The 12561-nt window shown below is 50.7% G+C and carries 13 protein-coding genes and 2 pseudogenes; 6 read left to right on the top strand and 9 right to left on the bottom strand.

Annotation, left to right across the window (positions count from 1 at the left end):
* Positions 1-172: 172 nt before the first annotated feature.
* The gene (locus ACIHKT_RS09115; RefSeq protein WP_086036632.1) at positions 173-832 is read left to right on the top strand and encodes a hypothetical protein; all 660 of its coding nucleotides are present in this window, start codon (positions 173-175) and stop codon (positions 830-832) included.
* Between the two features lie 478 nt (positions 833-1310).
* Here the strand turns inward: ACIHKT_RS09115 and ACIHKT_RS09110 are convergent, their stop codons facing one another.
* The 7 genes and pseudogenes from ACIHKT_RS09110 to ACIHKT_RS09080 all read right to left on the bottom strand — a co-directional run.
* Positions 1311-2876 carry a recombinase family protein gene (locus ACIHKT_RS09110; protein ID WP_086035062.1) on the bottom strand — a complete coding sequence of 522 codons (1566 nt, stop codon included), beginning with the start codon at positions 2874-2876 and terminating at the stop codon, positions 1311-1313.
* A complete protein-coding gene (locus ACIHKT_RS09105; protein WP_404352397.1) occupies positions 2864-4084 on the bottom strand; it encodes a recombinase family protein in 1221 nt (406 codons plus the stop codon). The genes ACIHKT_RS09110 and ACIHKT_RS09105 overlap by 13 nt, the downstream gene beginning before the upstream one ends.
* Positions 4085-4120: 36 nt before the next feature.
* Positions 4121-4306, bottom strand: coding sequence for an SHOCT domain-containing protein (locus ACIHKT_RS09100; protein WP_086035060.1), 186 nt, complete (start codon positions 4304-4306; stop codon positions 4121-4123).
* Positions 4303-4710, bottom strand: coding sequence for a helix-turn-helix domain-containing protein (locus tag ACIHKT_RS09095; RefSeq protein ID WP_086035059.1), 408 nt, complete (start codon positions 4708-4710; stop codon positions 4303-4305). Before ACIHKT_RS09095 ends, ACIHKT_RS09100 begins: the two co-directional genes overlap by 4 nt.
* Before the next feature lie 144 nt (positions 4711-4854).
* Positions 4855-5814, bottom strand: a complete 960-nt coding sequence (locus tag ACIHKT_RS09090) for a GH25 family lysozyme (protein ID WP_086035058.1) — start codon at positions 5812-5814, stop codon at positions 4855-4857.
* Positions 5814-6020 (bottom strand): annotated as a pseudogene (locus tag ACIHKT_RS09085) (holin family protein); the annotation flags it as partial. The pseudogene ACIHKT_RS09085 and the gene ACIHKT_RS09090, both read right to left, overlap by 1 nt.
* A pseudogene (locus ACIHKT_RS09080) lies at positions 6021-6494 on the bottom strand (chloride channel protein); the annotation flags it as partial.
* 422 nt (positions 6495-6916) lie between these two features.
* On the opposite strand from ACIHKT_RS09080, the gene ACIHKT_RS09075 reads away from it, so the two are divergent.
* The gene (locus ACIHKT_RS09075; protein ID WP_404352394.1) at positions 6917-7120 is read left to right on the top strand and encodes a hypothetical protein; all 204 of its coding nucleotides are present in this window, start codon (positions 6917-6919) and stop codon (positions 7118-7120) included.
* Complete coding sequence (locus tag ACIHKT_RS09070) at positions 7117-7416, top strand: sigma factor-like helix-turn-helix DNA-binding protein (RefSeq protein WP_404352392.1); 300 nt, start codon at positions 7117-7119, stop codon at positions 7414-7416. The genes ACIHKT_RS09075 and ACIHKT_RS09070 overlap by 4 nt, the downstream gene beginning before the upstream one ends.
* A 144-nt stretch (positions 7417-7560) precedes the next feature.
* On the opposite strand, the gene mnmA is transcribed toward ACIHKT_RS09070, so the two are convergent.
* Positions 7561-8643 carry a tRNA 2-thiouridine(34) synthase MnmA gene (gene mnmA, locus ACIHKT_RS09065; protein WP_404352390.1) on the bottom strand — a complete coding sequence of 361 codons (1083 nt, stop codon included), beginning with the start codon at positions 8641-8643 and terminating at the stop codon, positions 7561-7563.
* Complete coding sequence (locus tag ACIHKT_RS09060) at positions 8525-9160, bottom strand: hypothetical protein (RefSeq protein WP_404352388.1); 636 nt, start codon at positions 9158-9160, stop codon at positions 8525-8527. The genes mnmA and ACIHKT_RS09060 overlap by 119 nt, the downstream gene beginning before the upstream one ends.
* A gap of 232 nt (positions 9161-9392) precedes the next feature.
* Here ACIHKT_RS09060 and ACIHKT_RS09055 point away from each other — a divergent pair, with 232 nt between their 5' ends.
* The 3 genes from ACIHKT_RS09055 (at position 9393) to ACIHKT_RS09045 (ending at position 12516) form a co-directional block, all read left to right on the top strand.
* Positions 9393-10046, top strand: a complete 654-nt coding sequence (locus ACIHKT_RS09055; RefSeq protein ID WP_174193389.1) for a CpXC domain-containing protein — start codon at positions 9393-9395, stop codon at positions 10044-10046.
* Positions 10047-10460: 414 nt separating this feature from the next.
* The gene (gene trpE / locus ACIHKT_RS09050; protein ID WP_404352386.1) at positions 10461-11951 is read left to right on the top strand and encodes an anthranilate synthase component I; all 1491 of its coding nucleotides are present in this window, start codon (positions 10461-10463) and stop codon (positions 11949-11951) included.
* Entirely contained in the window at positions 11935-12516 is a 582-nt protein-coding gene (locus ACIHKT_RS09045; protein WP_404352384.1) for an anthranilate synthase component II, read from the top strand. The genes trpE and ACIHKT_RS09045 overlap by 17 nt, the downstream gene beginning before the upstream one ends.
* The last annotated feature ends 45 nt before the right edge of the window (positions 12517-12561 follow it).

The following is a 12561-nucleotide window of genomic DNA, read 5'->3' as shown; positions in this document are numbered from 1 at the left end:
TGTTCGTAGTCAGGTGATGGATAGACAAGTGAATAGAGTGCCAGCTTACGAACGGCTGGTCACCGAAATGAGGCGGAGCAATCCGCAAGAGGTGACCAACGATGTCTAACAATACTGGCAGCCATATGAGCGGTCTCCGCCTCGGTTTGAAAGCCGAAAGGAGAAAGCTTATATGGCAATCAAAGGCAATCAGAAGAACTGGAAATCTTATAACGATGCACCGCTGCAGGCAGACGAGGTTCTCGTCCCGCAGCTGGTGAACAAGGAGTACGCAGCAGGTCTCGGAGCCAACATGACGAATCTGAGAACATGGGAAAAGAGTGGAATCCGCTATCTGGTGATGTTTGTTCCGGTACCGAAAAATCAGGAGAAACAGGCATGGTCTATCTTCAACGCCGAAGTAAACGAATTGCTTGATGAAAAGCTCGGTTCCAATCGCCACAGCCGCTGCCTTGTACCACAGCCTGACGGCAGCAAGAAACCCTGCCCTAAAAAGAAGGGCGATAATCACGAATGCTGTGCGAATTGCCCGTTCCGTAACATTTACGAGAAGGAAGATCGCAGCATGGTGTATTGGAGTCAGCTTGAGAAAATGGAATATGCGGCAGGCACCGAGTCCCATGCCGATGACGATTATAAGGTCGAAATGCTTCTGGAAGACCTGATCAACGAACTTGAAAAAAAGAATCCGAAGCTCGCACGTATCGTCACCCTCGGTTACGCCGGGTATAGTAAGGCGGAAATCTTCGAGATGATCGGTGTCCAGAAAACGCAGGGATATGACCTGTTCAAAGAAGCCGAACGTTTGACGAAGGAGTTTCTGTTCGGTTAATCCTTAATACGAGATAATCTGTGCTGAAAAAGCCGGGTTCCTGATGCTGAATAATTAGCTGACGGTATCCGGCTTTTTCAGTTGCATATCATTACACGATAAACCCACAATCACACGATAAAAGGCTATCGTATGATTGTGGGTGCATTTTGCTTTTTTGGCTCTCCGGGCATAAAAAGAGCGGCTGTTCAGAAGCACATCTACTGAACGCCGCCACCTGTCAAAAACGCTGAAAGCGCTGTATTTCTCAGACTTTTTCACATATCCGCTATCGTTACATTGTATCAAAATCGAGAGGCTTAGGTTCATAAGACTGTCAGTTTTGATACAATGTAACGATGAAACTTTCGAGGTCAAAAAAAGTTTCATCGTGTGATTGTGGTTTCATCGTTTACGAGTGCTGTAATTTCGGTCTTTTTCGGGCATAAAATGAGCCGGGGTTTCATTTTTCCCCGGCTTAATTCATCCCGTTCAGTTTTCAGACAGTAATCTCCGTCCCGCCTTTGAAGGTAAAGATGACCTTCTTGTCTTTCATCACGGTGACGTGATCGACCAGGCTGCTCCAGAGGTTCTCGTCAAATTCGGAGACCACGCCGTCAAGGTTCTGCAGCTCTTGGATAAATTCCTCCATCTGCTTGTCGTTTGCCTTGACGGCGGCTATTCGGTCTGACAGCTCGTCATGCAGTTTCTTCTGCTCATCGTAGCGGCTGACGAGGCCGTTGTACTTCTCGGCGTAGGCATTCTGGTCCTGCGCCTTGTGCGCGTTCTCGGAAACCGCCTCCTGCACCATTTCGGCAAGCAGTGCCATCTCCGTTTCAGCTTCCGTCAGCTGCGTCTCAAGCTCCGAAGTATCGGACACCGCTTCCCGCAAAATCGTCAGGTTTTCGATGACCTCGTCCTTGTCGGAAAGCAGTTCACCCAGCGCCTTGACGAACAGCTCTTTAATCTCGTCCTCGGTCAGATGCGGCGTTTCGCACTTCTTTCCTTTGTACTTGTGGTTGCAGCGCCAGATGACCCGGCGGTACTTGTCCGTGCTGTGCCACACCTTTGAGCCGTAGTACCCGCCGCATTCTCCGCAGATAATCTTCGAGGAGAAAATGCTCACGCCGCTGTAGTGCTTGCCCTTGCGGCGCTGCACCTCGGCCTGCACCAGCTCCCATGTCCGCTTGTCGATTATTCCATCGTGGTCATCTTCAACCAGATACTGCGGAATCTCGCCGTTATTTTTAATCTGCTTTTTCGTCAGGAACGACTCGGTGTATTTCTTTTGAAGAAGGGCATTCCCGCACATTTTCTCATTTTGCAGGATGTACATGATGTTGTAGGTGTTCCACATGTCCTTGCCCATCGGGCTTTTGACGCCTTTGTCGTACAGGGTATTCGCAATGGCCTGAGCGGAATAGCCCTCAAGGAAGAGCTTGTAGATGAGCCTTATGACCTCCGCCTGCTCCGGATTGATGACCGGCTTTCCGTCCTCGCCCTTGTCGTAGCCGTAGAAGCTTTTCCAAGGCAGGCTGTAGTTGCCGTCCGCAAACGCCTTGCGTCTGCCCCAGGTGGTGTTCTCGGAAATGCTCCGGGATTCTTCCTGCGCGAGGCTCGACATGATGGTGATAAGCAATTCGCCGCGGGCGTCAAAGGTCCAGATGTTCTCCTTTTCGAAGAAAACCTCCGTGCCGTTTTCCTTCAGTTTTCGGATTGCCGTAAGTGAATCGACCGTATTCCGGGCAAATCTTGAGATGCTCTTCGTGATGATGAGGTCAATCTTTCCGGCCAGCGCATCGTCAATCATGGCGTTGAATCCGGCGCGGTGCTTGGTGGACGTTGCTGAGATGCCTTCGTCCGAGTACATCTTCACGAACTCCCAGTCGTCACGCGAGGCGATGTACTTGCTGTAGTAATCCATCTGCGCCTCGTAACTCGTCTGCTGTTCCTCGTTGTCCGTTGAAACTCGGGCATAGCCAGCGACCCGGCGCTTCTTCACAGAGCCAAGCGGCTCCGCCGTCACCCGGCTGATGGTAGCCGGGATTTTCTTTACTTTTGCCATTTAATCTTCCTCCCGTCCTTAAACTCGAATTCAAGATGATCCTTGTAAATCCGGAGTTCCTTTATTTCAGCCGTAAACTTGTCTTCGTAATTCTCCTGCCCGAGTACTTCTGCGCAGGCAGCGTCCAGTTTGCTCTTGGCGTACCACGGATTGTCGCAGGCATCCTTGCCGTTGGCGTGACGGTTGTTGCAGACGAATGTATACCGCTTTCTTCGGTTGCCCCTGTTGTAAGCTGTGTGCGGTGCCATCCTGTATCCGCACTCGCCGCAGACGACCTTTCCCAAGAAGCAGGCGCATTCCTCGCTGCGCTGTGTGTTTTTTTTCTTCCGCTCCGCTCTGAGCTTCTGCACCAGCTCGAATGTCTCAGATGAGATAATCGGCTCGTGATGATTTTCAATCCGGTACATTGCCTTTTCGCCGTGATTGTATTTTTCCTTCTTCGGCGCGTAGGTATACTGCTTGTGGAAAAGCATGGAACCGGTGTATTCCTCATTTGTCAGCACCCGTATGATTCCGGGAGTAGAGACTGGCTTGCCGCGAAGTCCGATGAAACCTTCTGCTGCAAGCTCCCTCTGAATGCAGCCGACCGTCTTGCCGTCAATGTAGTCGCTGTAGATCCGGCGGACAACTTCTGCTTCATCCTCTTTGATGATGAGGTCGTCACCCCTCCAGCGGTAGCCGAGCATGTTCTGGTGCGTATGAACGATGCCGTTCTCGTATTTCTTCTTGATCACCCACTTGATGTTCCGCGACAGGCTGCTGCTTTCAGCTTCGGCGAATGACGCGAGGATTGTAAGCATCAGCTCTCTGTCGCCCGACATGGTATTGATGTTCTCGCGTTCGAAGCGCACCTCAACGCCGATTTCTTTCAGATGCCGAACCGTATCCAGAAGGTCGACGGTATTCCGGGCAAACCGGCTGATGCTCTTGGTCAGCACAATGTCGATTTTCCCAGCGTCGCAGTCAGCGACCATTCTCTGGAATTCCTTTCTTGCGTCGACGCTCGTGCCCGTGATTCCGGCGTCCGCGTAAACGCCTGCGTATTCCCATTCCGGATTGCTCTGAATGAGATTGCTGTAGTAGCTTATCTGAGCCGAAAGGGAATGCATGAGCTGATCTGTCGCTTTAGAGACGCGAGCGTAAGCTGCGACCTTTTTCCTCGGTCTGACGGCCTGCTCCGACGCCTCAATTTTCTTGATTTTTGGCATGTTTCAGCCCTCCTTTCAGCTACCATACATCACTCTTTAGCCCCTGTAAGTCAAGCGAATGTCGGAGAATAATGTGCCGAAAACAGGCTGGTATTTCTCCTGCATTTTTGTATCAAATATGCCATACTGCTCCTCGGTGATAAGACCTTCCGAGAGCATCTTTCTGGCGTGGCTCATCGTGACTTCGTAGAGCTTTTCCCTTTTCATTTCTTCCTCCGTCAACGGTACTCACCTCCGAACCGATCCTCGATGTAGCACTCGTGGCAGCAGTATTTCCGACCGGCGCTCTCATATGCCTTGAATGGCTTATGGCAGTAGGCGCATTCATACGTCCGCATGGATTTGCGGTTCACCTCGGCGAGATGTTTGTTCCAGTATTTGCTCCGGCAGGTGTCCGAGCAGAACTTCTTCTCCTTGCGTCCGGGATTCTGTATGACCTCTTTTCCGCAGAACAGGCAGTGACGGATATCCTGCTTCTCCGCATTGGTTCGCTTTCTCATCAGTCCATTACGGCGGCAGTACGACTTCACCGTTCCTTCCGATACTCCGATTTCATTCGCAATATCAACGTAGCTGTATCCGTCGTCACGCATGGCCGCTATTTTCATTTTCTGTTCATTCGTCATCGTTTGACCTCCTAACCGTCTGAGGGTTCTCCCCTTCACCGGCTATGTAGCCAAACCGCCTGTTTTTCCGGTCGCAGAGCAAAAAAATAGGCCCACCGACAATCCCGATAAGGGAATGCCAGTGGGCTATAAGATGTGATGAGGTTATTTCACGCGAATCCGCCATCCAACCTGGATGAGATTCACGTTCTTGATAAGCGAGCTGTTCAGCTTCTGGATCGCGGACACAGACGTGCCGTATTTCTTCGCGATGCCGGAGAGCGTGTCACCTCGCTGAACCGTGTAGTAGGTTGCCGTCGTCTTCTTGGCAGCAGATCCGAGCTTCTCGTTGACCTTCGCCTGCACGGCGCTGTAGTCGTATCCGGCTGCGGTCAGGCGGTTCTTACGGTCGGAGCCGTTGCCCCATTTCCCGGCGATAACCTCTGAAGCAATCTCATCAACGGACTTCTTCGCGGTTGTGGTCGTCGTGCTGGTGGACGCGGTTCCTTTGCCGTAGCCGTTGAATCCGCCGCTCCTGATCGTCGCCGGAAAGTCGATGTAGGAGTAGTCCATATCGACGTTCCCGCCGATACCGCTGACCTTGCCTTTGGACGAATACTGCCAGATTCCGTAAGCGCCGGAGTAGCTGCACTTGCCAGACCACTGCGCCACCCAGACGGTGAAACGCTTCTTCACGGCGTCCGATACCACGGAGTTCAGGCTGGAAAGCGAGGTGTAGAAACCAGCGTAAAAACCGCGGCTCTCAAGCTCCATGCAGAATGCCGTGATGAGGCTTGAGCAGAAATCCCGTCCCTTGGAAAGCTGCGACTTCTCCTCGATGTCGAAATAGACCGGATAATCGAGCTGCTTGCCGGAGAGAACCTTGGCGCAAGCCTGCGCTTCCTGCTTCGCTCCGGCGGCGGACGTGGCGTAGCTGTACCAGTACGCTCCGACGTGAAGCCCTACGGCCTTCGCCTTGCTGTAGTTGCTGTCGAAATACTTGTCCTTGTTTCCGTTTCCGTATCCGGCGCGGATGATCACGAAATCAATGCCGGATGATTTGACCTTGGCAAAGTCGATATTGTTTCCCTGCCAGACGGATACGTCGATTCCTTTGTATGCCATTACTGTTCCTCCTTGTCGTTTCTGTCGTGAAGCTGTTCCAGCACATCTTTGAGCTTGCCGGGTATCGGCAGCCCGAGATGCGCCGCGTTCTCGGTCAGGGACAAGCCCTCATTACTGATATAGAAAAAGATGATTGCTGTTCTCAGCACGCCCTCGTGGCCGAGTACGTGGATGTCGAGAATATTGGCGATGCCGACCAGTGTAAAATGTACTGGCTGTGCACCAAACCAGTTTGAGACACCGGCGGCCAGTAAGCAGGAAATAGCAACTGGAACCAGTGCAGAATAGTACATTTCCCCAACGCTGACAACTTCCAGTGCAAAAACAGCAGCGACAACCGGCATGCCGAATAATGCCGAAAATACAGAGCCCATGCCGCACAGTGTCATGACGTGGAGGGACTTTTCATCCAATTTGAAAAGTTTCCCGGCTCCGTAACCAAGGCTTCCGCCAATCTGCAGAGCTGCTCCTTCGCGCCCGGCAGACCCGCCGAACAGGTGCGTAATTGTGGTGGAAATAAAAATCAGCGGTGCCATGTACGTTGGAAGTGGTTGAGAGGAACGAATGGCCAGAAGCACAAGGTTTGTGCCGCGGCTTTTTTTCACACCGCAGAACTGATACAGCCATGCTATCAGTAAGCCGCCAACGGGCAACAGGAAAAGCAGCCATGAATGTGCCATTCGCGTTTGGGTACTCCACTTCATTGCATAGTAAAATAAAGTTCCCACGCCGCCTCCAATTACAATGCCGATGATTATACTAAAAAGAATCCATTTTAAAAAGCTTAGTAATCGTGTTTGCCAATGCTGCGCTTTTTTTCTAATTTTCTCTTTCTTCAAAACAGAATCCTCCCCTTGCTGCATTTGTGTTTGTTCTGCAACAGTACTACATGGGATGGACCGCTGCAAAAAAAGTCGATATTTGCTTTTATTTTTATTTTAGCATGCCCTAAACAGGGTTGCAAGGGGAGCAGTGTCCCAATATTGGGACACTGCTCAAAATAAAAGAACATATATTCGGAAATGCCTTGATGATTTGCCTTGAATTTTGTATGATGGAAATTAGAGGAATTCCGCTGCACAGAGAAAGTGAGTGGTAAAACATGGATTATCAAAAATGGGGACAGGATTATCTTAAAGAAGCAAAAATGATTCAGGAACATCTGCAGCCGGTCAGACAACGTCTCAAACAACGCGGACTGAGTGTGGAGGAGAGCCGCAATCTTGCGGCACGGGAAAGCATGCTCTATCAGATGTATTTGGAATGCCGCAGTACGGGACTTTATTTACAGAGGTCCTTTCGATGAGGCACCGTATTCTTAGTTATGACTTGCTTCCGCAGGAATTAGGGACACCTCAGCCAGACCAGACAGATTACCGATATGCTGCCATGTGCCGTGCTCTTCACCTTGCCATACAGCAGGAACTGACACAGCGGCAGAGAATTTGCATTGAAAAACGTCTTGCAGGGGAAAAGGTCAAGGATATTGCAGCCGATTTGGGAGTGGCATCCCCAACCGTTACCCAGCATGTAAAGCGGGGTGTGCGACGCTTAAAACATGCGCTGCAGTACAGCTGCTTTTATCCGGAAGAACCGTTATGAACGGATCCCTAATACCACAATGGCCTCATGGCAGTGAAAAGGTACTTTTTGGAGTTATTCAGTAAAGAAACCGCGAGTTCATACATTTAGAAAGTAAAAGCAGACATCATGTCTTTTCAAAAAACATGATGCCTGTTTTTATTTTTATTCTTTTATTCCTTTTACAATCGTACCGCCGCCCAAAAGCAAATCACCATCGTACAAAACGACTGCCTGACCGGGAGCAACAGCACGCTGTGGTTCCGCAAAGTGCAGAAGCAGTGTACCATCAGGCTGGATCGATGCCAGTGCAGATGCCGGCTTTGCCTGATAGCGGATTTTTGCCTGTACCTGTAGCGGTGTTTCCGGTGCGGGAATAGATACCCAGTTCAGGTCATCTGCCAACAGGCTGCGGCTGTACTGGCTGCCTTCCGGGCCGAGGACAACCTGATTTTGCGCGGTATCCAAACGGGTGACATACATAGGCTGGCCAAAGGCGATACCAAGCCCTTTTCGCTGGCCGACCGTATAATGTGTCAACCCGCGGTGCCGGCCGAGTACATGACCCTTTGCATCTACAAAGTCGCCGGGGGTACTGTCATGTCCGTTATGGCGGCAGAGAAAACCGGCATAATCCTTGTCTGGGACAAAGCAAATTTCCTGACTGTCTGGTTTCTGGGCAACTGGCAGGCCGGCTTCCTGAGCGATGCTGCGGACTTTTGGTTTGGGCAGAGCGGCAAGCGGAAGAAGAGTGTGGGCAAGCTGTTTTTGTGTCAAACTGTAAAGAACATAGCTCTGGTCTTTGCCGTAAGGGGAGGCATATAACTGCCAGCGGCCGTCCGGTCCCTGCTGCACTTTCGCATAATGACCTGTGGCAATGGCATCACAGCCCAGTTCTTCTGCACGGCGAAGCATTGCACCGAATTTAAGCCAGCGATTACAGCGGATGCAGGGATTTGGTGTGCGGCCGACGGCATATTCGGAGACAAAATTGTCAATTACTTTTTGCTCAAAGAGTTCTGTAAAATTAAAGACAAAATGGTCAATGCCAAGCGCATAACAAACACGGCGTGCATCCTGCACATCCTGAAAGGAACAGCATCCGCCTTCCCGCGGCGGGAAAGACGGGTCATCCAAGTGCAGGCGCAGCGTGCAGCCAACAACTTCCCAGCCGCTTTTCTGCAGCAAAAGAGCGGCGACGCTGCTGTCCACGCCGCCGCTCATGCCGACTAAAACTTTTCCCTTCAAGTTTCCGGCTCCTCTGGCGCAGCTTCTTCATCAGCCGGGTTACGGCTGGCGCTGGCTGTGCGGAAGAAGCGGGTTTCTGCTGCGGCTGCTCAGTAGAAGGCTCCTGAACTGGCGGAGCAGATTTTTTATCCTTATCGGAGGATTCCGCATCCTGCTCGTCATCGTTATCCTCATAGAATTTGCAGGTACCGCAGTCATCTTTACAGTCGGTGCATTCTGTTTCATCAACAGAAGCAAAATTGGATTCGCGGATTTCATCCATGTGATCAAAGGCACGTTTCATACGGCGGTCGCTGTCATCGATGCAGGCGCAGAGCGCGTCCGTCTCAGCATTACCCTGATCGCGGAGGTGTTCATAAAAATATTTTCCGAGTGCAACATAAGCACGGGCACTGTTTTCGCGCTCATTTTGAATGACAATATGCAGGCGGTTAATCACAGCGGAGCGGTGGTTCTTTTCCCGCAGGCTGTTAAATGTGCTGGCCATCTGGCTTCCAAGAGAATCAAGTAATCCCATTTTGTTCCCTCCGTACCGCGACCGGAAACACTGCCGGTGCGGAAAAATTAAGACCTGCTTTTATTATAACGCATCTATCAGCTATTTAACAGCATAATTTATGGAGAAGAAAAATTTTTCTGAATATCCATGAAAAATTTCCAGAAAGAACGCTTTTGGGTAGGAAAGCTGGGTCACATGTGATATAATACAATTATTATTTTGAGAAGAAACACGGAGGTGTTTTTGCTTTATGTCTACTCAGGTAAGCAAGGATGTCTGCTGCCCGCAGTGTGGAAAGCCGGTACGCACAAAATTATGGACAGGCATCAGCGCAAATACAGAGCCGGTTTTGCGGCAGAAAGTTCTGGATGAAACGCTTTTTGACTGGCAGTGTCCGCACTGTGGCTATCAGGCAGAATTGGTCTATCCCTGTCTGTACCACGATAAAGAGAAAAAATTTATGGTGTATCTGGTGCCGGAGGGCAGTAAACAGGCTTTGCGGAAAGTTGAAGTAGACACGCGCTTCCCACAGCTTGCCGGGGTGCGGAAACGCGCGGTGACGTCCCCAATGGAGCTTAAGGAAAAAGTCCTGATTTTTGAGGCTGGGCTGGATGACGTTGGGGTGGAACTTGTCAAAGCCGGTCTTGCTGCAATTGTAGAGGAAAAACAGAATAAAACAGTGGAAATCGGCTGCTTCTGTTTTGCAAATCAGGAAAAGGACCGTATCGGGTTCCTGTTCTTTCTAGAGGGAGAAGAGAATCCCCTAAAAAAGGCAACCCGTTTTGCCACTTATCAGGAAGCGATGGAGATCAGCAAACAGTGCGGCGGCGAACTAGGCGACGACTTTGTTCGCGTGGACAGTCAGTTGGCGGCCCGTCTGCTGGAAAAATACCGGAGGCTATAACAGAGTTTGTCCTCTTAAAAATTTTTTAAAAACTATTGACAGATTTTTGAAGATGTGTATAATATAAAATAAAATTAATAATTTTCTTGCTAAACCGATGAAATGGAGATAAAAACGGCACAAGCGCGTACAGAGAGTCCGGGCAGATGAGAGCCGGACCGTGAGCGGGCTGTTAAATGGACCATTGAGGGCACAGCGAAAGGTGCTTCGCACTGAGTATCCTGTGACGCAGGGCCTGCGTAATGGGCTAGGGGTATGTTGGTACTCCGCAAAGGGTGCGGTTTTCATAACCGCAAAGCAAGGTGGCACCGCGAGCCGGATTTTTCAGGCCCGTCCTTGACAGACAGTATTCTGTTTGTCCTGGGCGGGCCTTTTTGTATGCCCCCCGGGAAAATCTATCGGGAGGGATCATCTATGATAAAACCAACCTTGGAAGAAGTCAAACGTTTTGCAGCACAGGGACAGTACCGGATTTTGCCGGTCAGCCGGGAAATTTATGCAGACATTAAAACACCGATCGAGGTACTGCGTATTCTGCAGGCGGAAAGCCACCACTGTTTCCTGTTGGAAAGTGCAGAGAGCAAACGGCATTGGGGCCGCTATACATTCCTCGGTTTTGACCCCAAACAGGAGATTACCTGTGCAGACGGAGAAATGTGTGTGCGGGGGGAAACAGAAGAGCACTTTCACACACAGGACCCGGGCGCTGTGCTGAAAAAGATTCTTGCAGCTAATAAAAGCCCGCGGCTTTCGGAGCTGCCTCCCTTTACCGGTGGCTTGGTCGGTTATTTCTCTTATGACTATGTGAAATACAGCGAGCCGGAACTGAAGCTGGATGCCGAAGATCAGGAAAATTTTAATGATGTGGACCTGATGCTCTTTGACCGTGTAATTGCATTTGACCATTTCCGCCAGAAAATCGTGCTGATTGCGAATATCCGCTTAGACGGGAATGTGGAAGCTGCCTATGCAGATGCACAGAAAGAATTAAAATACTTAGCCAACCTGATTCGGAACGGAACACCTGCGCAGCGGAAACCGGGCCGTATGACCTCTCCGGTGCGTCACCTTTTCACGAAAGAGGCATATTGCCAGATGGTGGAACGTGCAAAGCAGTATATTCGGGAAGGCGATATTTTTCAGGCTGTACTCAGCAACCGGCTGGATGCTGACTTTGAGGGCAGCCTGCTCAATACCTACCGGGTGCTGCGCACGTTGAACCCGTCTCCATACATGTTCTATTTCTCCAGTGATGACATTGAAATTGCGGGTGCTTCCCCAGAAACATTAGTAAAACTTGATAACGGCGTGCTGCAGACTTTTCCACTGGCGGGTTCCCGGCCCCGCGGAGAAACAGAGGAACAGGACCGCCAGCTGGAACAGGATTTACTGACGGACCCCAAAGAACTTGCCGAACACAACATGTTGGTGGACCTCGGCCGCAACGACTTGGGCCGTATCAGCGAATTCGGTTCCGTAAAAGTAGAAAGGCATCTGCAGGTACTGCGGTTTTCCCACATCATGCACCTTGGTTCCACAGTCACCGGAACCATCAAGGACGGATTTACGGCACCGGATGTCATTGGCTCCGTCCTGCCGGCCGGGACCCTTTCCGGTGCGCCGAAGTTTCGTGCCTGTCAGATTATCAATGAACTGGAAAATAACCGGCGCGGGATTTACGGCGGCGCAATTGGTTATTTGGATTTTACCGGAAACTTGGATACCTGCATCGCCATCCGCATCGCGTTTAAAAAGAACGGAAAGGTCTTTGTCCGTTCCGGCGCAGGCATTGTGGCAGACAGCATTCCGGAGCAGGAATATCAAGAATGCATCAACAAAGCAAAGGCGGTTGTGGCTGCCCTGCAGGAAGCACAGGAGGAGATTGACGATGATTTTGCTGATTGATAATTATGACAGCTTTTCCTATAACCTTTACCAGATGGTCGGTGCCATGGAGCCGAATATCCGGGTTGTGCGCAACAGCGAATTTCCAGTCAAGCAGCTGGCAGAGATGCAGCCGGATGCAGTGATTTTAAGTCCCGGCCCCGGTCGGCCGGAAAATGCAGGGGTGTGTGAAGAAGCGGTGCGCTTTTTCACCGGAAAAGTGCCGCTGCTGGGCGTGTGTCTTGGACACCAAGCAATCTGTCAGGCATTCGGAGGAAAAATTGGCTATGCGAAACAACTGATGCATGGCAAGCAGTCACAGGTGAAACTCAGCCAAGATTGTCCGCTGTTCTGCGGGCTGCCGGAAGTGATCGGTGCGGCGCGGTATCATTCCCTGTCCGTTCAGGAAGCAAACCTGCCGCCGGAACTGAAAGTTGCGGCACGCAGTTTGGATGACGGCGAAATCATGGCAGTGCAGCACCAGACCCAACCGGTATTCGGCCTGCAGTTTCACCCGGAGTCCATCCTGACACCGCAGGGGGAAAAAATCCTGCAGAACTTTTTAAAGCTTTGTCCCCAAAAATAAATTTTCATCTATCTAATCGAATCCGTGCTGAATGATTTTTTATAG

Source organism: Caproicibacterium sp. XB2, assembly GCF_044880635.1.
Taxonomy (GTDB): domain Bacteria; phylum Bacillota; class Clostridia; order Oscillospirales; family Acutalibacteraceae; genus Caproicibacterium; species Caproicibacterium lactatifermentans.
Note: the sequence above shows the minus strand (reverse complement) of the source record. Positions and strands in the feature narration are given on the sequence as shown.

Coding starts and splice junctions, on each gene's coding strand:
- ACIHKT_RS09115 (WP_086036632.1), top strand. CDS start 173: ATGGCAATCAAAGGCAATCAGAAGAACTGGAAATCTTATAACGATGCA.
- ACIHKT_RS09110 (WP_086035062.1), bottom strand. CDS start 2,876: ATGGCAAAAGTAAAGAAAATCCCGGCTACCATCAGCCGGGTGACGGCG.
- ACIHKT_RS09105 (WP_404352397.1), bottom strand. CDS start 4,084: ATGCCAAAAATCAAGAAAATTGAGGCGTCGGAGCAGGCCGTCAGACCG.
- ACIHKT_RS09095 (WP_086035059.1), bottom strand. CDS start 4,710: ATGACGAATGAACAGAAAATGAAAATAGCGGCCATGCGTGACGACGGA.
- ACIHKT_RS09090 (WP_086035058.1), bottom strand. CDS start 5,814: ATGGCATACAAAGGAATCGACGTATCCGTCTGGCAGGGAAACAATATC.
- ACIHKT_RS09075 (WP_404352394.1), top strand. CDS start 6,917: ATGGATTATCAAAAATGGGGACAGGATTATCTTAAAGAAGCAAAAATG.
- ACIHKT_RS09070 (WP_404352392.1), top strand. CDS start 7,117: ATGAGGCACCGTATTCTTAGTTATGACTTGCTTCCGCAGGAATTAGGG.
- ACIHKT_RS09060 (WP_404352388.1), bottom strand. CDS start 9,160: ATGGGATTACTTGATTCTCTTGGAAGCCAGATGGCCAGCACATTTAAC.
- ACIHKT_RS09055 (WP_174193389.1), top strand. CDS start 9,393: ATGTCTACTCAGGTAAGCAAGGATGTCTGCTGCCCGCAGTGTGGAAAG.
- trpE (WP_404352386.1), top strand. CDS start 10,461: ATGATAAAACCAACCTTGGAAGAAGTCAAACGTTTTGCAGCACAGGGA.
- ACIHKT_RS09045 (WP_404352384.1), top strand. CDS start 11,935: ATGATTTTGCTGATTGATAATTATGACAGCTTTTCCTATAACCTTTAC.